Source organism: Flavobacterium sp. ARAG 55.4, assembly GCF_051846875.1.
GTDB classification, from domain to species: Bacteria; Bacteroidota; Bacteroidia; order Flavobacteriales; family Flavobacteriaceae; genus Flavobacterium; species Flavobacterium plantiphilum.
On the sequence record NZ_JBPYCT010000006.1, the window covers coordinates 67,321 to 89,647 of the forward strand.

Consider the following 22,327-nt stretch of genomic DNA (forward strand, 5'->3'; position numbering starts at 1 on the left):
TTTAATTATCTTATCTCTATTGCTATTTCATTGCTTTTTAGCCCTTTGGCTGAAACTTTTACAGATACATCGCTCGCTTTTCTTAACGATTGAATCAATAGCAAAGCATGTCCGTTATGGGTTTCTACTGTATTGGTCTGATAGTCCTGAGTGCTTTTGTTCCATCCATTATCAACACCTAATACTTTAACATCACCTTTGACATCAAAAGTCAATTGAGCTTCAGTTGTAGTAACATCATTCCCGTCTTTATCTACTAATTGAGCGATAATGTGTGCTACATCATAACCATCTGCTTTTAATTTGGTTTGGTCAGTAGTCAATACGATTTTCACCGGTTCAGATGTCGTTTTTAATTGAGCTGTGACTTCAGCTCCGTCAAAACCAGCTTTTGCAGTAAGTGTACCTGCTTGATACGGTACTGCCCAACGGAAAATACGATCGGGACATTCAGACATGCTTCTAACTCCCAATGAACGTCCGTTTAGGAATAATTCAACTTCAGCATGATTTGAGGTGACTTCCACCACAATCATTTCTCCAGGAGTATAGTTCCAGTGAAAATTGGCTTTACTATTATTCCATTTTAATTCTTTTTTGGGAACAATTAATTGACCACTTAGTTCATCTACTTTAAAATCGGTTCCTTTTACAGGCATTGTCCCTATAGCGATGTTGGGTTTATTTACCCAAATACTTTTGTGATAGTTAAATCCTTGTTTTTTAAATCCGGCAAAATCCAATAAATCGCCATCCCATCCTTTTTGAGGCCATTCATTATGTGCTTCGCCAAGATAGTCTATCCCTGTCCACAAAAACATACTAAAAACACCGGGATATTCTAAAACTTGTTTCCAATCATCCCAAGTTCCCGGACATTCATTAATGGTTACCTGTTTAGTAGGGAAATGTTTTTGTGCCCACGGAATAATTACATTTCTATAGCTATAACCAGCAATATCTACAGCATCTGCATAACCACTCACATGACTCACCTGCGGAATAATCATATTGGCAGTAGTAGGTCTGGTATCATCTAATTCTTTTACCCAACCGCTTAATCTTTTGGCAGTTTCGGCCAGAACGTATTTGCCGTGATTGGATTCGTCATATCTTTTCTTTAATTCTTCTGGAGAATACATCGGGATACTTCCCCAAAAATCACCAGATTTTTGAGGGTCCTTTGGATCTTTCCAAAAACCAGTGATGTATCTGTAATTTAAGTAAGTCCATTCAATTTCGTTACCAATACTCCATTGTACTACACTAGGATGATTACGGTCACGTAAAATTGTACGTGTCAAATCACTTTTTCCCCATTTTTGAAAATGCTCAGTATAGCCTTTTGTGATGTAATCGTCATGTCTTTCGTGATAATTTTGACGTTTGTCTTTTGGCAAATCAAACTCATCAAATAATTCGTTTTGAACTAAAAATCCCATTTCGTCACAAAGGTCCAAAAATTCTTCAGAAAAAGGATTGTGAGACGTTCTAATCGCATTAACGCCACATTCTTTTAATATTGTCAATCTTCTGCGCCACACGCCTTCAGGTACAGCTGAACCTACCAAACCACCATCGTGATGAATACATATTCCTTTCATGTAGGTCGATTTTCCATTCAAAAAGAAACCTTCTTTGGCTTTAAATTCAATTTTACGGATTCCGAAAGGAGTAGTATATTCATCAATGACTTTACCTTTTGTAGTAATCGTTGTAATGGCTTTGTATCTGTTTGGGTTTTCTGGATCCCATAGTTTTGGATTGGTTACAGTAAATGTCTGAGTAAATTCTTTGTTTGTTTTGGCATTCAACTTTAGGGTACTGTTTTGTTTTGCAACTACAGTTCCATTAGCATCAACTAATTTTGTCGATAAATCAAAAGTACTCTTACTTGAAAGTTCGTTTTCAACCTTTACTTTCAATTGTACCTTGGCCAACTCTTTGTTTACTTCGGGAGTGCTAATGAAGGTTCCCCAAATAGGAATATGCAATTTATCTGTAGTGATTAATTTTACATTACGATAAATTCCACTACCGGAATACCAGCGGTTATCAGCATAACGAGAGTGGTCTACATGTACCGAAATTACATTTTGACTGCCGTCTTTGGTAAGAAAAGGCGTTAGATCAAAATAAGTAGGGGAGTAGCCATAAGGGTTTTCTCCTAATAGTTTTCCGTTTAGCCAAAACTTCGCATTATTGTACACACCATCAAAAAGGATATAGAACTTTTTATCTTTGTCGGCTTTAGGAATTGAAAAATGTTTTTGGTACCAAGCCACACCTCCATCTAAATAACCCGTAGCACCTTCTTTGGTTTTATCAAATGAAAATTCGACACTCCAATCGTGAGGTAAACGTACATCGCGCCAATCGGTATCTTTTAGCGGAAGCGCTGTCGTAATTTTTGTGTCTTTTTGCAACTGAAATTTCCAATCGAAATTAAAGTCTTGCTCCCTTACATTTTGTGATATCATCTTCACACTAGCAAATAGAGCTATTAGTAATAAAAATGCAATCAATTTTGTTTTTGTATTCCTCATTTTATTTAAATTTCAATCTTTATTTTATTATTCTTTCCAGTCTTTATCGCTTTTATTCCATTCGATCATTTTATCAAATTCGGCTTTTTTTTCATTCCCTTATTCGAGACTCAAATCACAATCAAAACGTTCTGAAAAAGTAAATTTTTTATAGAAAGCGCTCTGATATTTTTTAACATTCGTTCAACACGAAAAAAAAATCATTATCAGAAACAAAGTTGATAAGTGGATTTCAGTTCTATAAATTCATTTTCACCAGTTTTATTTCAGCCTAAGCATAGTCTCTTGTGGTACAGCAGATCCTAGTTTTACACTTAAATCTCCAGGTGATGCATTCCCTATAACTATTTTATAGTCGCCTTTGCGCCATATTTTCTCTCCTTTTTCATTAACAAACTTCAATTGCTCCGGAGCTATAGTAAATGAAACCGTTTTACGTTCTCCTTTTTTCAATGCAACACGTTCAAAAGCTTTTAAAGTTTTAAAAGGAACGCCATCTTTATGGTCAACTGGACAAATGTAAAGTTGTACCACTTCGTCAATATCATAGTTACCGCTGTTTATTACTTCTATAGAAGCTGATAAAGAACTATAGCTCTTCACTTTATCCGAAGATAATTTTAGATTATTAAATTCTGTTTTTGAATAGGTCAAACCAAATCCAAAGGGGTACATTGGCTCTTCGGTCATGTACTTATACGTGCGACCTTTCATCGAATAATCTTCATAAGCTGGCAATTGCTTGATATTTTTAGGGAAAGTCAATGGTAAATGTCCCGATGGTGAAATGTCTCCAAAAAGTACGTCGGCAACTGCATTGCCCCCTTGTTCTCCTGGGTACCAAATCTGTACGATTGAATCACATAGCTCTTCGATCCCTTCTAGTGAAACCGGACTTCCGCTGGCTATTACCAAAATTAATGGCTTGCCTTTGATCTTGGACGCCACTTCTTGTACATAATCAATTTGGCTTTGTGGTAATTTCAAATCGTTTTTATCTCCTACATTCTCGGCAGCAATCGCATCTACTTCCTCTCCCTCTCTATCGGCAGTCAAACCTACTACACAAATTGTAACATCTGATTCACCCGCTTCAAAAGGAGCCCAGTTTTTTGGGTTAATATTTTTGTGAAAAGGTAACACACCGCTCCTATAGTTTAAAGAAGCACTAGGAGAAACCGCATCTGCAATTCCCTCCAAAATAGTAACCATGCCAGAGGTTACGCCGTAGTAGCTTCCCATTAACATATCATTTGAATTGGCAAAAGGTCCTGTCACGTAAGGTATTTTGATGTCTTTTGACAGGGGTAATATATTGTTTTTGTTTTTCAGCAATACAATCGATTTTTGCGCTACTTCTCTTGCAAGTGCTATATGCTCAGGACTATGAATTTTTTCCAAACCATAATTTAAATACGGATTATCAGTACCCGATTCGTCAAACATTCCCAATCTAAAACGGGTTTTAAAAAGTTGGACTGTTCTTTCATGAATGATTTGTTCTGTTATAAAACCTTCTTTAATCGCTTTTTTCAATTGATCGTAGGTTGTACCACATTCCAAATTGGTTCCTGCTTTTAAAGAAACAGCTGCCGCTTCTGCCGCCGTTTTTACATATTTTAATTTGCCCGAAACTCCACTCACAGCACCACAATCTGACGTTATATAGCCATCAAATTTCCATTTATCTCTTAAAGTTTCTTTCAATAAAAAATCACTCGCACAAGCTGGTTTGCCATAAACGGCATTATAAGCAGCCATTACTCCTTCTACTTTTGCCTCTTTGACCAAGGCTTCAAAAGCAGGCAAATAGGTTTCATATAAATCTTGTTTAGAAGGTTCTGCATTAAATTCATGACGGACATTCTCAGGGCCCGAATGAACAGCAAAATGTTTAGCACAGGCAGCAGATTTCAAATATTTGGGATCGTTTCCTTGCAATCCTTTTACAAAAGCAACTCCAATTCGAGCCGTTAAAAACGGATCTTCACCATAGGTTTCTTGACCACGACCCCATCTTGGGTCTCTAAAAATATTGATATTGGGCGTCCAAAAAGTCAATCCAGAATATTTACTGTGATTGCCATTTTTTTGAGAAATACTATATTTAGCACGTGCTTCTGTCGAAATTGCCGAAGCAACTCTTTCTGCCAATTGAGGGTCAAAAGTGGCTCCCAAAGCAATAGCTTGCGGGAAAATAGTTGCTTTTCCGTTTCTACCAATACCGTGAAGCGCTTCGTTCCACCAGTCATAATCGGGCACTTTCAAGCGTGGTATGGCCGCTGCACCATTTTTCAACTGGTTAATTTTTTCTTCGGTTGTCATTTGTGACACCAAAATTTCGGCTCTCCTCTCAATTGACAAATTGTTGTTTTGGAAAGAAAAATCTACATTTTGTGCCGTTCCACTCATGGTTACTAAGACCATTGAGGCGATACTTATTTTTTTGTATAGAGTACTTTTTATCATTTGTATTTTTATAATAAAGTCTTTTTGTAGGTCAGATCAACGAGCCTTTTTGATTCATTACAATTATGAATAAACAAAATTAATGATTTCATATACAAAACTAGTTTCAAATATTAATTATTTTTTGTTGACAAGTTGATTTTTATAAGGACGCATTTTTATTGTATGTTGTTAGGTGATGTAATTAGCGGTATAAGTGAAATAATTTCAGTGAGACAAGATTGTGTATATTGGTTGACATAGTCTACAACCATTGATGTCTTTATAGTTTGTCTTTCCACAGGAATGTGTGTAAATTTTTTTAAAACCTGTAAATCCTACATCATTATAACCTAAATCATCTGAAAGGATAATTATAAAACTAGGTTTCTCTTGGTTTTGTCCTGCAAAAAATACGGTTACGAATAACAAAGTAGAAATTGTTTTAATTTTAAATAAAGTATTTAATTTCATCGCTATTCAGCTAATTTATTATGTGGATTACAGCTCTTATGAATTTACGGCAACATATTTTATGAGGAGCCGTCGAAATTTCTATTAATGATTGTAAAATTCCCCATTTCTAAATTCAAAGCGAGTACGGTATGACTAAAAATGTACAATGTATGTCTTTTTTATAGTGTTTCGTAGACAAAATATTATTCATTATGAAACCTGTTTTCATTGAATCTAAGATTTAAGTCACAACTCACTCAAAAAAGGACATCTGATATAAGTTAGTAGCGATAAACAAATTAATAAGGGCAGAACAATACATACGATGAAAAAAAGATAACAACTAGTATAGCCCAAATAGTTGTGCTTACACAAAGTAGAGCCTGCAACTAAGAGCGTTTTTTAAAGACATACAATTTTTTGATTAAAATGAGAAACTATCCCATAAAGTGTATAAATAGAAAAGTCAGGCTTCGGTTTTATAATCGGAGCCTTTTTTCAAAAATAAGAGAAAATTAGTTTAAAACAATACCCCAGTTTTGTGTTATAAATTATTTTTCTGATTTCAATAGAGAAGTCAAAGAACACGGATAATTCGTCCCTGTTTTCACATCAGGATTTGACGGAATAAGCATACTTTGATTGCTATTTTTTTGAAAAATACTATATTGAGCACGTGCTTCGATGGATATAGCCGAGGCTAGCCTTTCTGTTAATTTGGGATCAAAAGTCGATCCCAAAGCAATTGCCTGAGGAAAGATAGTCACTTTTCCGTTTCTTTATACCATGTGCAGTGCTTCATTCCACCAATCGTAATCGGGAACCTTTAACTTTGGTATGGCAGTAGCTCCGTTTTTAAATTAATTGATTTTCTTAAATGGTCATTTGTGACACTAAGAATCTTGCTTTATTTTCAATGGGTAAATTATTATTTTGAAAAGAAAAATCGACTTTTAGGCAAAAGAAGTAGAGGCAATAAAAAAAGCTACTAATCCTTTGTGAACATGTTTAGAGTTAAAATTCATTTTATAGTGGGATAATATTTTCTAGATACGAAAAATTATTGCGTTTATTGGTAGGCTTACTTGCATACTTTAATCAATTATTAATGGTTTCTTTCTTGCAGCTTCTTCATCCAAGTTCTTTCTCATATCTTCATAAAATTGCAAACGTTGTTTTTGATATTCATTTGCCTGTAAATATTTGTTGGGTTGGTTCTGAGCATTCCAGTCATTCCATAATTTGGCTAATTTTTTTCGGACTTGGGGTTTCTCATCAATAACATTTTTGTGCTCGTAAGGATCCTTAACCATGTCTACTAGCATTTGGCTTCCCTTATTAACTCCTCTCATCATAAGGTACTTTGCCTCTGGGGTACGCACCGCCCAGCTACTTCCCCCGTCTAGTCTCCAATAAATTGCTTCATGCGGTACACCTTTATTTTTTCCTTGTACATAAGGTATCAAATTGACGCCTTCCAGTTTTTCGCCCGAGGTATCACCCTTACCTAAAGCGACCATCGTTGCGGCAATATCTAAGGCCGAAATAGGCAGGTCATAGGTTTTTCCTCCTTTCAAACCTTTGGGCCAGTGTACTAAAAAAGGAACGTGATTTCCTCCTTCAAGTAAACTGCCTTTTCCCCCTCTGAAAGGTGTATTATCCCCCCAGTCGCTACGTTCTCTTCTAGGTTGACCTTCAGGACGTGTATAGTCAATAATTCCTCCATTATCCGAAAGGAAAAAGATTACTGTATTATCTAGTTTGCCTGATTCTTCCAATGATTTTAACACCATTCCTATTCCCTGGTCCATGACATCAATCATAGCCGCATAGATTCTTCTTTCTCTCTGAGGGATGTGTGCATACTTATCTATCACTTCTTTTGGTGCTTCGAGGGGCGAATGAGGTGCATTGTAGGCCAAATACAAACAAAAAGGGTCTTTGCTTTCCTTTACAAATTTGGCAGCGTCACGACTCAAGGCTGTAGTTAGGTACTCATTAAACTCCCCTGTGTTATTATTGCGCATTAACGGCCAGTACGAGCCTTCATTTGCACTATAATCTGCCGTACCATTCTTGGTGTATAAAGGCCAAATAGTATTAACACTGTTAGGAAAATAAAAATGTCCTCCCGATAAAAATCCATAAAAGAAATCGAAACCTCTATTGTTTGGATGGAAATTATAAGCAGCACCCAAATGCCATTTTCCGATGACACCAGTACGATATCCTGCAGTTTTCAATCGATCTGCAAAAGTCTTTTCAGAAACCGGCAAACCATTTTGAGAGTCAAAAGGCGAAAAGGTCAGATTAATTTCCATACCAAATCGAGCTTGGTATCTTCCTGTAATCAGGTCTGAACGTGAGGGACCACAATAAGGGTGTGTTACATAGGCATTATTGCATACCACTCCATTCTTAGCCAATCGATCTAAATTTGGGGTCATGATATCCTTGGCCCCTGTAAATCCTACATCATTGTAGCCCAAATCATCGGCAAGTATGACAATAAAATTAGGCTTTTCCTGCCCCTGTAAATTGCTAGGATTGATTATGCTAAAAACCACAATCACAAAGATTTTTAAACTCAAAAAAAGAGTTCTTTTCATAGTTGTCTTTTTAATTTAATTGCACTTACTGATGTAGGTATAGTACACACCATAACTTTCTTTTCCTTCAATAAAATCATTTCTCAATAAGGTTTTTCCTCTTTTTAAATGAACTTTAAACACCACTTCCTCATCCGTCGGTTTAATTTCTTTTTCCAATATTTGATTGGCGATACTAATCTGGACTTTGCTTGGTCTAATCTTTTGGTACTGAAACCTGTTTTTTATATTTTCATTTGGCGTTCCTAAAATTGTTCCCGAACATTCTTTAGGCCATCGGCAACAAGAGATTAAATAATCGCCTTCTTCTTCAATCTCAATAGCATGCGTATTGTTTTTATTCTTCATTCCCTCAGCTACTTGTTCGCATTTCCAAATACCTCCATCCTCACCAATTGCGTGTTGAATGGTTAATTTTATTTCTGGTTGCGATTTATTTCCAATTACATTTACAGGTAGTTCGTTGTATTCTGGATTTTTCTTCGAAACATTTAAAAATTCAGTATTCTGATTTAAAAGCTGTTTTACGATATCCGGATAAATTCCCGCTACATTATTGTCTTGATGTGGGTCTTTTGCAATATCATACAATTCGGTTCCGTTTACTAGTCGCCAATTCTCTTTTAAAATACAGCTTTGGTTTACATCCATTGGTGGACGCCAATCTTGACGGTGATGTACAAAAACAGATCTATTAGCTAGTGTTTCTTCTTTTGGATGGCGTAATAGTTTTGAAAAATCGACTCCATCTAATTTCATTTTTTCCGGAACAGACATTTGACATAAATTGGCCAAGGTTGGAATAAGATCTACATGAGCAGCAAGCTCATTTATGTCTTTTCCTCCTTTAATCTTTCCGTTGGGCCAACGAATAAAAAACGGTACCCGATGTCCTCCCTCGGTTTTTGTACCTTTAATTCCTCTAAAACCTTTGTTGTAGCCAATTTCTTTACCATCACGACTAATTCCGCCACTTGTACCATTGTCAGACATATATATAACAATAGTATTTTCGAGTAATTTCTCGTTTTTTAAAAATTGTTGAAGTTTTCCAAAATTTTCATCAATATTAGCAATCATTCCATAAAAATTGGCATTATTAATTTTTGTGCCTTCCAGTTTTTTGTATGGTTTTGAATATTTTTCATCAACAAGCCAAGGATCATGAGGAGCATTAAGCGCTAAATAAACAAAGAAAGGATTGTCCTCTTTTTTCCTTTGCTTCATGAATTTAATTGCTTCTTTAAACCAAACATCAGTGCAATAGCCTTCAAATGGCTTAGGCTCGTTATTGACGTAATACACATCGTTGAAATAGCTATTGCCCCAATAATCTGATAATTCGCCTACTCCGCCCGCTTTATGATGTATGGCTACATCAAAACCAACATCTGTTGGTCTTGTTGGATAATTATCTCCTAAATGCCATTTTCCAAACAATCCTGTTGTATAGCCATTCTGTTTAAATACATTTGCCATTGTCAATTGGTCCTTTGATAATGCATCTCTCCCTTTATAAGTTGCCCAAGCTCCATTGTTTATGGGGTATCTACCTGTCATAATTGCTGCGCGTGTGGGAGTACACATCGGACTTACATGAAAATCAGTCATTCGAATCGATTCTTTGTAAAAAGCATCTATGTTTGGGGTTTTGAGCCAAGGATTTCCTTCGCAGCCCAAATCTCCAATTCCTTGATCATCAGTTAAAATTAAAATGACGTTAGGCTTTTTTTGAGCAGTTATAACGCCTACAGAAAATAACAAAAACAGTAACGTATAAAATACGCTACTGTAATTTAATTGTATGTTTTTGTTTAAGCTCATTTTAAAATTATTTTTTCTTTTTCTTAACTACTTCTAAAGGATCAACTTTAACAATTCCATCTTTTGGAGCATCATGTTCCGTATCATGTTTATTGAATTTTGGCAATATCGCTTGCAATTCATCTCTCTCTTTTCTATGGGCTTCAGAAACTGTACTCCAATCTGTTATTTTAGGAAAACTAATTAAATCGGCAGGATTTTTACTTACATCATACCAAATGTCTTTACCATCTCTTAACACTAAATTTCCACGAATAATTTGAAATTCTTTTTGATATCCATATATCCAATCACGGTGTTTGTCTTGTTTTGTAGTTAAAAATGGAACTAAACTTTTTCCGTCAATTTCATAATTATCAGGGATTTTTACTCCAGCAATATCCGCAATTGTAGGTAGAACATCGGAAATGTTAGCTAGAATATCCTGCTCTCCTTTTTTAGTTAAATTCATTCCTGGAGCATAAATGATAAGAGGTACATGAGTTCCTTTCTGACTGGTTGCTATTGCTTTTCCGTAACCACTAGTAGCATTATCAGCACAGAAAATAAAAATGGTATTATTTTCTTCTCCTAATTCTTTGAGTTTTTTCATGTACAACCAAATCTGATAATCTAAATAATTTACGTGATTGTAAATGCCTGAGCCAGTAATTGTTCCATGTGAATCGTAAACCCCGTTGTCACCAGTAACATGAGGTTTTAAACGGGAATATTTTTTTCCGTCCCAAGTTACTTTGGGAGTACCTGGCCATTTATTACCAGATTCTGGATTTAAGAAATCAAAGGCATCATGTCCTAAATGACTGGTGTGGTATACGAAAAATGGAGTTTTACTTTTATGCTTACGTTCCATAAAATCAAAAATGAAGTTCAATTCCACATCAGGACCATATGTACTTAAACCAAAAGTATCGATAGCTACTTTGTTATTTGGCCAACGTTCTAAAGCAGAAGACGCTTTAGGATTATTTAGTAATTGTACATTAGGTTTCCAATACCAACTCGATTGAGCATATCCTTTTGCAACTTCTTTTCCTGTGTCAATATTAATTAGCTTCTTTTGCCCATCAATTTTTTTCGTTTCCAATCTGAAATCACTGTAGGCATCAGTCGTAGAAGCTTTTTCACTTGTTTCCCCACCAGGTGTAAAACATCCTTCATCAAATTTAAATCCTTCAATATTCATTTGAGTTTTACCAGCCCAAAAAGTAGCATATCCACCTTTTTTAGCAATATGGGCTATCGTATGAGGAGAACTATCATATAAATCCCAAGTTTTTTTACCATCAGGAGCTTTTCCTTTATCAGTATTAAACCACCATTTATGCAGATGCGCATAACGACCCGTCATCATCATCGCACGGCTAGGACCACATATTGTCGCTGCCCAAGCAGTTTTAATAAAACAACCTTCGTTTGCTATTTTGTCCAATACCGGAGTGAAAGCTCTTAAATTTTTATCCGAAGTATCTCCGCCATGTAAATCACTCCATACGGTAGATCCATAAACAGGCAACTCTCTTGCGCTGATGTCATCAGCAAAAAGGACAATAATATTAGGTTTTTCTTGTGCTTCTACATTAGAACAAAATAAAACTGATAACAATAACAGATTTAAAAAATTGTATTTCATTTTTTCAACTATGGTATTTAGTATAGTCATTAATCTATAATCAATGGCTTCATATTTTCCGCTTCTTTATCCAAACGTTTTCTCATATCTTCATAGAATTTCAAACGTTGCTTTTGATACTCATTGGCTTGCAAATATTTGCTAGGTTGGTTTTGAGCATTCCATTCATTCCATAACTTAGCCAATCTTTTTCTTTCATCAAGTTTATTCTCAATAACATTTTTGCTCTCGTATGGATCTTTTTTTATATCAACGAGTACTGGATTTTCTTTACCCATTTTAAAATATTTAGCCTCAGGAGTACGTACAGCCCAGCTTGACCCACTATCCATACGCCAAAACAAGGCTTCATGTGGAACAGCTTTACTTTTCCCCTGAACAAAAGGTACTAAATTGACTCCTTCTAATTTTTCGCCATTAGTATCACCATTACCTAATGCAACCATAGTGGCTGCAATATCTAAAGACGAAATAGGCAAATCATATTTTATACCTGATTTCAACCCTTTAGGCCAATGAACAAAAAATGGAACATGATGACCTCCTTCCAATAAACTTCCTTTACCACCTCTAAAAGGGAAATTATCTCCCCAATCATTATGATCTAGTCTTGGTTCATTCTCAGGTCTACTATGATTAACAATTCCTCCATTATCGGAAAGAAAAAATATGACTGTATTATCCAGTTTACCTGATTTTTCCAAGGCATCTACTACCATACCAATTCCTTGATCCATAGCATCAATCATAGCCGCATATACTCTTCTCTCTTTGTGTTTAATATGAGCATACTTAGCAATTAATTCTTTTGGAGCTTCCAATGGTGAATGCGGTGCATTATAAGCCAAATACAAACAAAATGGATCTTTACTTTCTGTTACAAATTTGGCAGCATCTCTACTTAATGCCGTAGTTAAATATTCATTAAATTCTGCTGTATTATTATTACGCACCAAAGGCCAATAACATCCTTCATTAGCACTGTAATCTGCTGTCCCTTTTTTAGTATATAATGGCCAGGTAGTATCGACACTTTCAGGAAAATAAGAATGTCCTCCAGCTAGAAATCCATAAAAATAATCAAAACCTCTATTTTTAGGATGAAATGGATAAGCGGCTCCCAAATGCCATTTTCCAATAACTCCCGTATGATAACCCGCTGGTTTTAATCTGTCGGCAAATGTTTTTTCTGAAACAGGCAATCCGTTTTGCATATCAAAAGGAGAGAAAGTTAAATTAATTTCCATCCCAAAACGTGCTTGATACCTTCCCGTAATTAATGCTGCTCTGGATGGCCCACAATATGGATGTGTCACATAAGCATTATTAAAAACAACTCCATTATTGGCTAGTCTGTCAATATTAGGCGTTTGAATATCTTTACATCCTGTAAACCCAACATCTGCATAACCTAAATCGTCTGCAACAATTACAATGAAATTAGGTTTTTCCTGAGCTTGGATTGCGCAAAAACCTATAAAACTGAGAATCAAAACCATAATTGATTTTGAACTAAAAAAAGTTGATTTTATCATTTAATCTGAATTTTAAAAAGATAAAATTCGTTATTCTCATTTAAAAACGACAAATGATATGACTTATAGACTACAACAAATGTTTATTTTTTGAGCCAAACATGTTATCTTAATTAATTACAATACAAAATATTTGAACAAAAACTATCCAAAACGAATAATAATAGTTTTTCTATAAAAATAATTCCAATCCGTTTCTATGAAGAGTTTAGAACTAAAAACTATGGCACAAATGGTTCCTCTACATAATATCGGAAACATAATAACCTAAACTCTCCTATGAATAAAAAAGAATAGGCAGCAAAAAAACCACTAAAACTAGAGAGTTGTTGTGGTTAATTTTTCAAATTATATAATTAGAATTACTTTACCTTTTTTAAAGATTTTTGTCTTATTTCCTGGAAAACTTTTTCTTCTTTCATCACGTTTTCAGGATGAGGGTCAATCCAAGCCGGGGCGATATTTATGGCATCCCATTTTTTATATTCCTGTTCCAAATCAGAAACAATTTCAGGATTAGTTTGGGCAATATCATTACGTTCTAAAGCATCACTTTTGAGATTAAAAAGCATAGTTTTCCCCTTATAAGCACTTTTATACAACTTAAAATCTCCCTTACGGACAGCATATTCAAAACCACCTACCGAACGCCAAAACAACAAGTTATTAGGCTTGCCTTTATTTTCTCCTCTAACATACGGCAACAAACTAGTACCGTCTAATTGTTTTTCTTTACGAAAATCAGCTCCTGCGGCATCCAAAAAAGTTGGGAATAAATCCAATGAAGAAATCACATTTGAATAAACTTGATTTCCTTTTAATCCATTTTTCCATGTCATGAAAAAAGGCACTTTGATACCCCCTTCAAAGATCATCCCTTTATGCCCACGGTTAGGTCTGTTATCGGCAAGTTCTGCTCGGCCACCGTTATCACTCAAAAACACAATGATGGTATTGTCTTTCATCTTTTTTGCTACCAATGTAGAGTCAATGCGGCCGACATTTACATCGACAGCATTTACCATAGCGGCATACACGCTACGCCCCCCGTACTCAATGTGTTTGGTGTTGTCCAGATATTGCTTGGTAGCTTGATCAGGAGCATGAGGCGCATTGTAAGCCAGGTAAATGAAGAACGGTTTTTGATCTTTTTTGGTGATAAATTTTATGGCTTCCTCTGTAAAATCATCAGTCAAATAGGTTAATTCAGTTTCAGGAACCGGAATTTCGTTTCGGTAAACGGTATGAATAGCATCCGTTGACGTACCCCAATAATTCATGCCTCCACCAGGGAAACCAAACCAGTGGTCAAAGCCTTGCTTGGTAGGATACAAATCAGGATGGTCACCCAAATGCCATTTCCCAATAGCGCTAGTACGGTATCCTTGTTCTTTTAAGGCTTCAGCTATCATTTTTTCTGAAAGCGGTGTACCTACTGTCGGGTTATCTACTCCATCATCGGCAATATTACAGTCGTGACCAAAACGTGCCTGATAGCGCCCTGTCATCAATCCGGCACGGGAAGGACTGCAATAGGGATGTGACGCATAACCGTTAGAAAAGATGGTTCCCTCCTTGGCAATTCGGTCTAAGTTGGGTGTAGGGATATCCGTAGCGCCATTGAAGCCCACATCTGCCCAACCTTGGTCATCGGTCAGGATTACAATGATATTGGGCTTTTGCCTATTCTTTTTTTGGGCGCTAATGGTGTTCGAAAAAAAAGCTCCCGATAACACTAATAATGCTAAAGCAATTTTAGTTTTCAATAGTTATTATTTTTTTGCATTAATATAAAAAGAATAGGAGTAGGTTCCGGGCTTGATTAAATATTCAGGATGTGGTTCTGCTCTTTTAGACCAAGTGTCATCTCCACCAATTCCCATTTGAATCAAATCAATATTTACAGTTACTACTTTTCTGTCTTCCAACTCATTGGTGTGTTTGGCCTCTTGTAAGTTATATGTACTGTAAGGCAAAACACTGAAGTTTAACAACTTGTTTTCTTGGGTAACTTCAATCCCTTTCCCTGATTTGTTTGCTATCGAGAACCAACGGGTGTCCATACGGTTTCCGTATTCTTCCGGATATATATAGCTTTGATTCATAGTAAATACATCACCGCTATACAAGCCTACTTTTGATCCCAGATTTCTGTCCTGATAGTTTTCGAAAGGTCCTTTCCCGAAATATGTTAGATTTCGGTACTGATTATCGGTATCAAACTGCATTCCTATTTTGGGAACATTCGGTGCATTTTTATCAATGCTAGCGGAGTAATCTACTTTTAGTTTACCGTCTCCTTGAATAGTATATGTTAAAGTGATTGCCGTTTTAGGCTTTGCAATTGTTCCGTTTACCGTAACCACAACATTTGACTTATCGCTGTTGTTAACGGTTACTTTTTGCACTTCAAAACGATCTCCTGCCTTCATCCAATCCAATTCGGCTGAAAGTTTTTTCGCATTACGATATGCCTCATCATTCTCTGTTTCGGCTCTCCAAAAGTTCAATTTTAAAGGGCTCGCTAAGATTTCGATTCCGTTTGATTTAAATTGGCTAACATAACCTGATTTTTTATCAACTTCAATTTGCACCGCTTTATTGCTGATGTTTATCTTTTGAGACGTTTCATTTACTTCTAAAGCAGCGGTTTTCGTTGATTTAACCTCAAATTTTGTTGGGTTTTCAACAGCAAATTGCTCTTCAAAAACCACATAACCTTTCTTTTCCCAAAGCGTATTTTCTCTTAATTTTCCTTGAATGGTAATAAAATATTCATTTCCAGACTTGAAATTTATTTTTTTCAAGTTCACATTCAAAGCCTCTTTTTGAAAAGGTTTTGTATCCAAAGTGGCAAGTGTTCCCGATTGAATTGTTTTTCCATTTTCGGTAAGATTCCAAACCAATTCATATTGTGATAAATCTACCGAATGGTGACGGTTGAGAATTTCAAATTTGCCTCGGCTTGCGTCTATTTGACTAATAACTGCTGGTTGGTTAACATACTTACACTCATAAGTAGCCGGTTTAGGGTTTCTGTCAGGAGTAATGATTCCATTTAAACAAAAACTACCAGAATTTGGTTTATCACCAAAATCACCTCCATAGGCAAAGAATGTTTTTCCGTTTTTATCTTTTTTAACCAATCCCTGATCAATCCAATCCCAAATATAACCACCTAAAGCTCGATCATTTTTGTAAATCACATCCCAGTAGGTTTTCATATTTCCAGTAGAATTTCCCATAGAGTGTGCGTATTCGCACATCACCACCGGACGGGTATCAAAATTGGTTTCGTCTATCAAGTCTTGCAACTCCTGAGGTGTAGGATACATTCGGCTCAACATATCTACCCATTTCGGGTCAGTTGGATTGGCCATTTTTGAATTAAATTTCTTTTGGTATCGAGGATCATTCTTGTCTCCTTGAGCTCCTTCATAATGAATAAAACGAGTAGGGTCAAATTCTTTAATCCAAGCTGACATAGCGGCATGGTTAGGCCCCATTCCTGATTCGTTTCCTAAAGACCAAATAACTACTGACGGATGATTTTTATCTCTTTCTACCATGCGAATTGCTCTCTCAAGATAAGCACTTGCCCATTCAGGTTCATTTGCCAATCGGCCTCTACTACCGTGTGACTCTAAATTTGCCTCATCCATAACATAAATTCCGTACAAATCACACAAATCATAGAAATAAGGATCATTTGGATAATGACAAGTACGAACGGCATTAAAATTAAATTGTTTTAGCAGCTGTACATCGCGTTCCATATCGGCTCTTGAAACCGTTTTCCCGTTTGTCATATGATGATCATGACGATTTACACCTATCATTTTCACCGGATTTCCATTAACTAAAAAACGTCCTTTACTATCAACTTCAACTTCTCTAAATCCTACTTTAGTACTTGTATATTGTATCGGGTTACCTTTGTCGTCTTTGACAGTGAATAATAAAGTGTATAAATAAGGGTTTTCTGCAGACCATTTTTTGGGTGACTTTACTTGGGTTTCAATCATGGCAAAATCAACATTATCTCGTTGCGGATAATATTCACCAAAATACTTTTGCAACTTCATCACATTGGCATCTCCTACAGCAGCACCTCTGGCATCTAATAACTGGGTTGTAAGTGTCCAGTTATCTACGGTGGTTTGCAAAGGATTATCTCCAAAATGACCTACTTTTTCGATATATTTATTCGCAATATTGGCTACAAAAGCAGGACGAATTTGCAATGAGGCATTTTCATAATTTTTATCTAAATCGGTACGAACGGTGAAATTTGACAAACGAACTTTTGGTACCGCTTGCAAGAAAACTTCTCTTTCGATTCCGCTCATCCTCCAGTGATCTTGAGCTTCGAGATAACTCCCGTCTGACCAACGATATACTTTTACGGCGATTTTGTTCTTTCCCTTAACAAGATGCTTTGTTATGTCAAATTCTGAAGGTAAGCGAGTATCTTCGCTATAGCCCACAAAAGTACCGTTTACCCAAACATAAAAGGCCGAAGAAACACCCCCAAAATGTAAAATCACATCTTTGTCTTTCCAAGAATCATTGAGGTCGAATGTTTTTACATAATGACCTACAGGATTGTCATGGTGATTGATAAATGGGAAATCACTGAAAAAAGGATAGGTCGAATTGGTATAAATCGGAATTCCATACCCTCTCATTTCCCAATTTGAAGGAACATCAATGTTTTTCCAGCTTGAAGTATTGAAATTGTTTTCCTGAAAACTAGTCGATGCATCAGCAGGTTTGGGCGCCCAACTGAATTTCCAATCTCCGTTTAGGGATTGAAACCAAGATGATTTTTCTCTGTTATTTTCTTTGGCCAATGCCTCATTTTCATAGGAATAAAAGGTAGCATGTGCTGCCATTTTATTGATTTGATTAACAGCTGGATTTTCCCATTCATTTTGTTGAGAAAAAATACTAAGAGATAAAAAAAGAACCGAAAAGGATATTAACTTATTCAATGTAAATATTTTTTTAGATGGTAATTTTAATATTATAATGACTGAAGTATTCCTGATAAATCTAACGGATCGTCCATTTCTTTTTGCAATTGCTGTAAATCAGCAAATAGCGTTTTTACATTTTCTTTGTTGGCTGGAAGGCCAGCAATATCATTTATTTCTTCTGAGTCTTTTTTCAGATCAAAAAGCAATACTTTTTTGATTTTAGGATAGACGATTAATTTATATCCGTCTTTACGAATCATTCGCTGCAAATCTAAGTACGCACCATAAATGGCTTTGTAATTACTTTTGGTCTTTTTTCCTTTTGCTAAATCCATTAAACTGTTGAACTCTACATATTTTGGTTTTGGAGCTCCGGCCAAATCCAAAGCGGTTGCCATGGCATCTTGCAAATAAATATCTGTATCTACTTTTTTGTTTTTTGGAATATCCGGACCAACCATTACAAATGGAGCACGAACACTGTGGTCAAACAAACTTTGCTTTCCTAACAATCCGTGTCTCCCCATTGCCAGACCATGATCGGCAGTAAAAATGATATAGGTATTATCCATTTTACCAGATTTTTTTAACGCCTCAAGAATTAAACCTATTTGCTCATCAGTATAAGTAATGCTGGCATAATATTCTTGGGTATGAACTTTTACTGCATATTCAGTTCTAGGAAAAGGAGCTAAGGCCTCATCCCTCAAATCATTGTTGTTTCCCATATCTCTTCTAAAAGGATATTCAGGCAAGAAACTTTGTGGTACAGATATTTTATTTAAAGGATATTTATCTTGATATTCTTTTGGTGCTTGTCTAGGGTCATGAGGTGCATTGAAGGCCAAATACATAAAAAACGGATTGGTTTTCGTTTTTGCTTCGTTGATATAACCAATAGCATTATCTCTCAATACGACACTCCAATGTTTGCCACCTTTCCAATAGCCACCTTTAGTTTTATCATAAGGCAGCCATGATGTGTCATTTTTGCTCAATGGTCGATTGTATCCGTTCGGCATTCGAACATCATCAAATGAACCTTTAGTTTTTCTGATAGAATCAAAAGTCGCGACCATTTTGCTATGATTCCAGCCATCCTCAGCCATTCCGGCACGGATATTTTTAGTATGCCGGAACACTTGAGCTACAGGAGCATCCACATGCCATTTACCTGTAATATAGGTATCATAACCTTGTTGTTCCATGAGTTTTCCCCATGTTTTTTCTACACTTTTATTTTTAGCCCATTCTTTACTAACTTCATTGGCGCGCCAAACACTACGACCTGAAATCAGCATTGCTCTGGAGGCTACACAAACCGCTCCACTCCAAGATCCCATATTATAGGCATGGGTAAAAGTAGTTCCGTTTTTAACGAGTGCATCCATATTGGGAGTTTGAATTTCCTTGTTTCCGAGTGCATGGATTGAAGAATAAGTTTGATCGTCTGTGAATATAAAAACGATATTGGGCTTCCCTTGTGAATTATTTTGACATCTAATTTTGGTATTATACAATAATACAGTCCATACGATTACGGCAAAAAATTTAAATTTCATTATTGGTTTTTTGATTAAAAAATAATACTCGCTCCAAATAGAATCCGAGCGAGTATTAATATGTGAACAAACTAACTAAAACTAACGTTACAAAGATTCTAAATTGGTTTAAAATTTAAGCCTTCAAATGGTTTTATAAATAATACAAATGGTTTTAAGATGGTATTTGTGGTGTTTTGAGGGTTAATAATTCAAAAAATATTACTTCTAAATCTCCGTAATCACGAACTACTTTAAACCAGAAGCAACCTTTATTTGTATATCCAATGATTTAGCTACAGTGTTTAAGGGAGAGTTTGAATAGAATAGAAGATTAAATTTTTGCAATAGCTATTTTATATTTTAAAGGTAAAACACCCTTTATCTTTTTGAATGTTCTAATAAAATGAGACGTGTTATTAAAACCAGATTGGAAACCTATTTCAGCCATGCTCATTTGTTCTTCTTGCATTAACCTGCAAGCATAATCTACACGCAATTCATTTAAAAAAGCTTTAAATGTTTTGCGTGTATGTTTTTTAAAATACCTGCAAAATGCATTAGGGGTCAAGTGGGCTATTTCAGAAAGCTCTCCAACGGTTATGTCATTGGTAAAATTATTCGATATATAATTAATTACTTTATTTAATCTATCAAGATTTTTATCGTTAATAGGATGGTTTACCGAAGCTGAACTTAAAACGCGTTTGTTTTCATCTTCACTCAAAATGCTGAGTATATCTAAAAACGCAATTATTTTTTTAGATTCAGATAAAGACTCAAGTTTTAGTAACTTTAATTTTACTTTTTCAGTAGTTTTTTTACTAAAGAGAATACCTTGTTTTGATTGCTCAAGTAATTGATTTATCGCTTGCATTTCAGATACTTTCCAGAAGGATTCTCCAAGAAAGTTTAAATCAAAATGTCCTACTACTGCTTGAGCCTTTAAAGTAGGGTCTTTTTCAAAATATTCAGGGTCGTTTTTCCAACAATGTGCTAATAACGGACCAACAAGTACCAGTTCTCCTGGTTTGAACCGTTCCATGTTATTACCTATAAACCGAGTTCCAACACTGTTTAAAATGTAAGTTAGTTCTAATTTATTATGATAATGAAAAGGATTGTAAAAATAGGGAACAATTTCATTTATTATATATAAAGTACTAGTCTGTTTAGGAACTTGAATTAATTGTGGTTTCATCTAATTGATTTAATTATTCAAAAATACATATAATATAGTTTTATTTTAGGTAGTTTAGTGTTATTTCTTGTCACAAGAGATAAATTATTTGATTCATCGTAACATATCTTTGTAATACAAATTTTTAATAAAACTAAATGAATCAAGTAGCTTCACCACTGGAAAGAAAGTCAGCCTTATATTTATGGTTTATATGTATTGTAGCCGCATGTGGCGGTTTACTTTTTGGCTATGATGCGGTTGTAGTATCAGGAACCAATACACAAGTAGTAGAACAGTTTTCTTTTTCAAAAGCAGAACTAGGGTTTTATGTAAGCTGTGTGCTTTGGGGGTGTGCTATTGGTTCGGGTATCGCTGGTCCAATTTCTGATTCTTTTGGAAGAAGGAAAGCCTTGATGATGGCGTCAGTTTTAATTTTTATTTCGGCAGTATGGAGTGGTCTGGCATCAACACCAATAGATTTAATCATTGCGAGGTTAATTGGTGGGTTTGGTATAGGGGCTGCCACAATGGTCTGTCCATTATATATTTCTGAAGTAGCTCCTGAAAACTTAAGAGGGAGAATGGTAACACTCTTCCAGTTAACCATTACCATTGGTATCGTAATGTGCGTATTTGCCAATTGGAGCATTTTCAATTTTGCCGAGTCTAATACAAATTCAACAACACTTTCTAAATTTTGGAAGTGGTTGGCAGTAGATGAAAACTGGCGTTTAATGTTTATGGCAGAAGCGCTTCCAGGAATTTTATTCTTAGTCTGTGCTTTTTTTATTCCCGAAAGCCCAAGATGGCTTGTAAAAAGAGGTTATAATGCTGAAGCAGAAAACATATTAACTAAAATAAATGGAAGTTTAAGAGCTAAAGAAATAGTAGTGGAAATCAAGGAGACGCTTAACGCTGAAGGTGTTGTGAAGTTTGCAGATTTGTTCGGAAAAAAACTTAAAAAACCTTTAATTCTTGCCATACTTATTTGTATATTATCAGAAGGTTGTGGGGTGTCTGTTATATTCTATTACGGCCCCCAGATTTTTGAAAGCGCTGGTTTTGATCTAGGAGGTTCTTTAGGAGGTTTTGCATCCATTGCTATAGTAAATTTTATAGCTACCATTTTTGCCTTGGGTTTTGTTGACTCTGCTGGTAGGCGAAAATTATTGGCAGTAGGAGCCATAGGGGCATTACTTTCTCATATAGCTATAGGTGTTCTGTTTATGAGCAATATTACTGGGTGGCCCATTGTAGTGGCTATTAATGCCTTTGTTGCCTTTTTTGCCTGTGCCATAGGCCCCGTGAAATTTGTAGTAGTATCAGAGATTTTTCCAAATCAGGTCCGCGGAAAAGCCATTGCATTGGCAACAGTTTGTATTTGGATAACAAGTGCTTTGGTAGCTCAGGTTTTCCCTGTTATTGAAGCCATAACCCCACCGGGAGTAATTTACTTCCTGTTTGCAGGCGAACTTGTCTTGTTACTGTTGGTTGTGAAATTTTTAATGCCAGAAACAAAAGGAAGAACAATTGAAGATATAGAACGTTCTTGGTTAAATTAGATTAAAATTAA

Annotated in this window: 12 protein-coding genes; 1 reads left to right on the forward strand and 11 read right to left on the reverse strand. The window is 35.6% G+C overall.

Annotated elements, in window-relative coordinates:
* Positions 1 to 5: 5 nt before the first annotated feature.
* The 11 genes from ACSV4D_RS08660 to ACSV4D_RS08710 form a co-directional block, all read right to left on the reverse strand.
* A complete protein-coding gene (locus ACSV4D_RS08660) occupies positions 6 to 2,546 on the reverse strand; it encodes a glycoside hydrolase family 2 TIM barrel-domain containing protein (protein WP_439227917.1) in 2,541 nt (846 codons plus the stop codon).
* Positions 2,547 to 2,807: 261 nt separating this feature from the next.
* Complete coding sequence (locus ACSV4D_RS08665; protein ID WP_439227918.1) at positions 2,808 to 5,015, reverse strand: glycoside hydrolase family 3 C-terminal domain-containing protein; 2,208 nt, start codon at positions 5,013 to 5,015, stop codon at positions 2,808 to 2,810.
* 986 nt (positions 5,016 to 6,001) lie between these two features.
* Positions 6,002 to 6,217 carry a hypothetical protein gene (locus tag ACSV4D_RS08670; protein ID WP_439228039.1) on the reverse strand — a complete coding sequence of 72 codons (216 nt, stop codon included), beginning with the start codon at positions 6,215 to 6,217 and terminating at the stop codon, positions 6,002 to 6,004.
* Positions 6,218 to 6,544: 327 nt separating this feature from the next.
* Positions 6,545 to 8,059: a sulfatase family protein gene (locus ACSV4D_RS08675; RefSeq protein ID WP_439227919.1), complete on the reverse strand. Its 1,515-nt coding sequence runs from the start codon at positions 8,057 to 8,059 to the stop codon at positions 6,545 to 6,547.
* 15 nt (positions 8,060 to 8,074) lie between these two features.
* A complete protein-coding gene (locus ACSV4D_RS08680) occupies positions 8,075 to 9,883 on the reverse strand; it encodes an arylsulfatase (RefSeq protein ID WP_439227921.1) in 1,809 nt (602 codons plus the stop codon).
* 7 nt (positions 9,884 to 9,890) lie between these two features.
* Entirely contained in the window at positions 9,891 to 11,516 is a 1,626-nt protein-coding gene (locus tag ACSV4D_RS08685) for a sulfatase-like hydrolase/transferase (protein WP_439227922.1), read from the reverse strand.
* Between the two features lie 29 nt (positions 11,517 to 11,545).
* On the reverse strand, positions 11,546 to 13,051 hold the full coding sequence (locus ACSV4D_RS08690; RefSeq protein WP_439227923.1) for a sulfatase family protein: 1,506 nt from the start codon (positions 13,049 to 13,051) through the stop codon (positions 11,546 to 11,548).
* A gap of 362 nt (positions 13,052 to 13,413) precedes the next feature.
* The gene (locus ACSV4D_RS08695) at positions 13,414 to 14,817 is read right to left on the reverse strand and encodes a sulfatase-like hydrolase/transferase (RefSeq protein ID WP_439227925.1); all 1,404 of its coding nucleotides are present in this window, start codon (positions 14,815 to 14,817) and stop codon (positions 13,414 to 13,416) included.
* Positions 14,818 to 14,823: 6 nt separating this feature from the next.
* Positions 14,824 to 18,045, reverse strand: coding sequence for a glycoside hydrolase family 2 TIM barrel-domain containing protein (locus ACSV4D_RS08700; protein ID WP_439227926.1), 3,222 nt, complete (start codon positions 18,043 to 18,045; stop codon positions 14,824 to 14,826).
* Positions 18,046 to 18,077: 32 nt separating this feature from the next.
* Positions 18,078 to 19,592, reverse strand: coding sequence for a sulfatase-like hydrolase/transferase (locus ACSV4D_RS08705; protein WP_439227927.1), 1,515 nt, complete (start codon positions 19,590 to 19,592; stop codon positions 18,078 to 18,080).
* 313 nt (positions 19,593 to 19,905) lie between these two features.
* Positions 19,906 to 20,772, reverse strand: coding sequence for an AraC family transcriptional regulator (locus ACSV4D_RS08710; RefSeq protein ID WP_439227928.1), 867 nt, complete (start codon positions 20,770 to 20,772; stop codon positions 19,906 to 19,908).
* A 137-nt stretch (positions 20,773 to 20,909) separates the two neighbouring features.
* On the opposite strand from ACSV4D_RS08710, the gene ACSV4D_RS08715 reads away from it, so the two are divergent.
* Positions 20,910 to 22,316: a sugar porter family MFS transporter gene (locus tag ACSV4D_RS08715; RefSeq protein WP_439227929.1), complete on the forward strand. Its 1,407-nt coding sequence runs from the start codon at positions 20,910 to 20,912 to the stop codon at positions 22,314 to 22,316.
* Positions 22,317 to 22,327: the final 11 nt, after the last annotated feature.

What these genes read in the sequence shown, in the direction of transcription:
- ACSV4D_RS08660 (WP_439227917.1), bottom strand. Translation starts at nt 2,546, where the DNA reads ATGAGGAATACAAAAACAAAATTGATTGCATTTTTATTACTAATAGCT.
- ACSV4D_RS08680 (WP_439227921.1), bottom strand. Translation starts at nt 9,883, where the DNA reads ATGAGCTTAAACAAAAACATACAATTAAATTACAGTAGCGTATTTTAT.
- ACSV4D_RS08675 (WP_439227919.1), bottom strand. Translation starts at nt 8,059, where the DNA reads ATGAAAAGAACTCTTTTTTTGAGTTTAAAAATCTTTGTGATTGTGGTT.
- ACSV4D_RS08715 (WP_439227929.1), top strand. Translation starts at nt 20,910, where the DNA reads ATGAATCAAGTAGCTTCACCACTGGAAAGAAAGTCAGCCTTATATTTA.
- ACSV4D_RS08710 (WP_439227928.1), bottom strand. Translation starts at nt 20,772, where the DNA reads ATGAAACCACAATTAATTCAAGTTCCTAAACAGACTAGTACTTTATAT.
- ACSV4D_RS08685 (WP_439227922.1), bottom strand. Translation starts at nt 11,516, where the DNA reads ATGAAATACAATTTTTTAAATCTGTTATTGTTATCAGTTTTATTTTGT.
- ACSV4D_RS08705 (WP_439227927.1), bottom strand. Translation starts at nt 19,592, where the DNA reads ATGAAATTTAAATTTTTTGCCGTAATCGTATGGACTGTATTATTGTAT.
- ACSV4D_RS08690 (WP_439227923.1), bottom strand. Translation starts at nt 13,051, where the DNA reads ATGATAAAATCAACTTTTTTTAGTTCAAAATCAATTATGGTTTTGATT.
- ACSV4D_RS08665 (WP_439227918.1), bottom strand. Translation starts at nt 5,015, where the DNA reads ATGATAAAAAGTACTCTATACAAAAAAATAAGTATCGCCTCAATGGTC.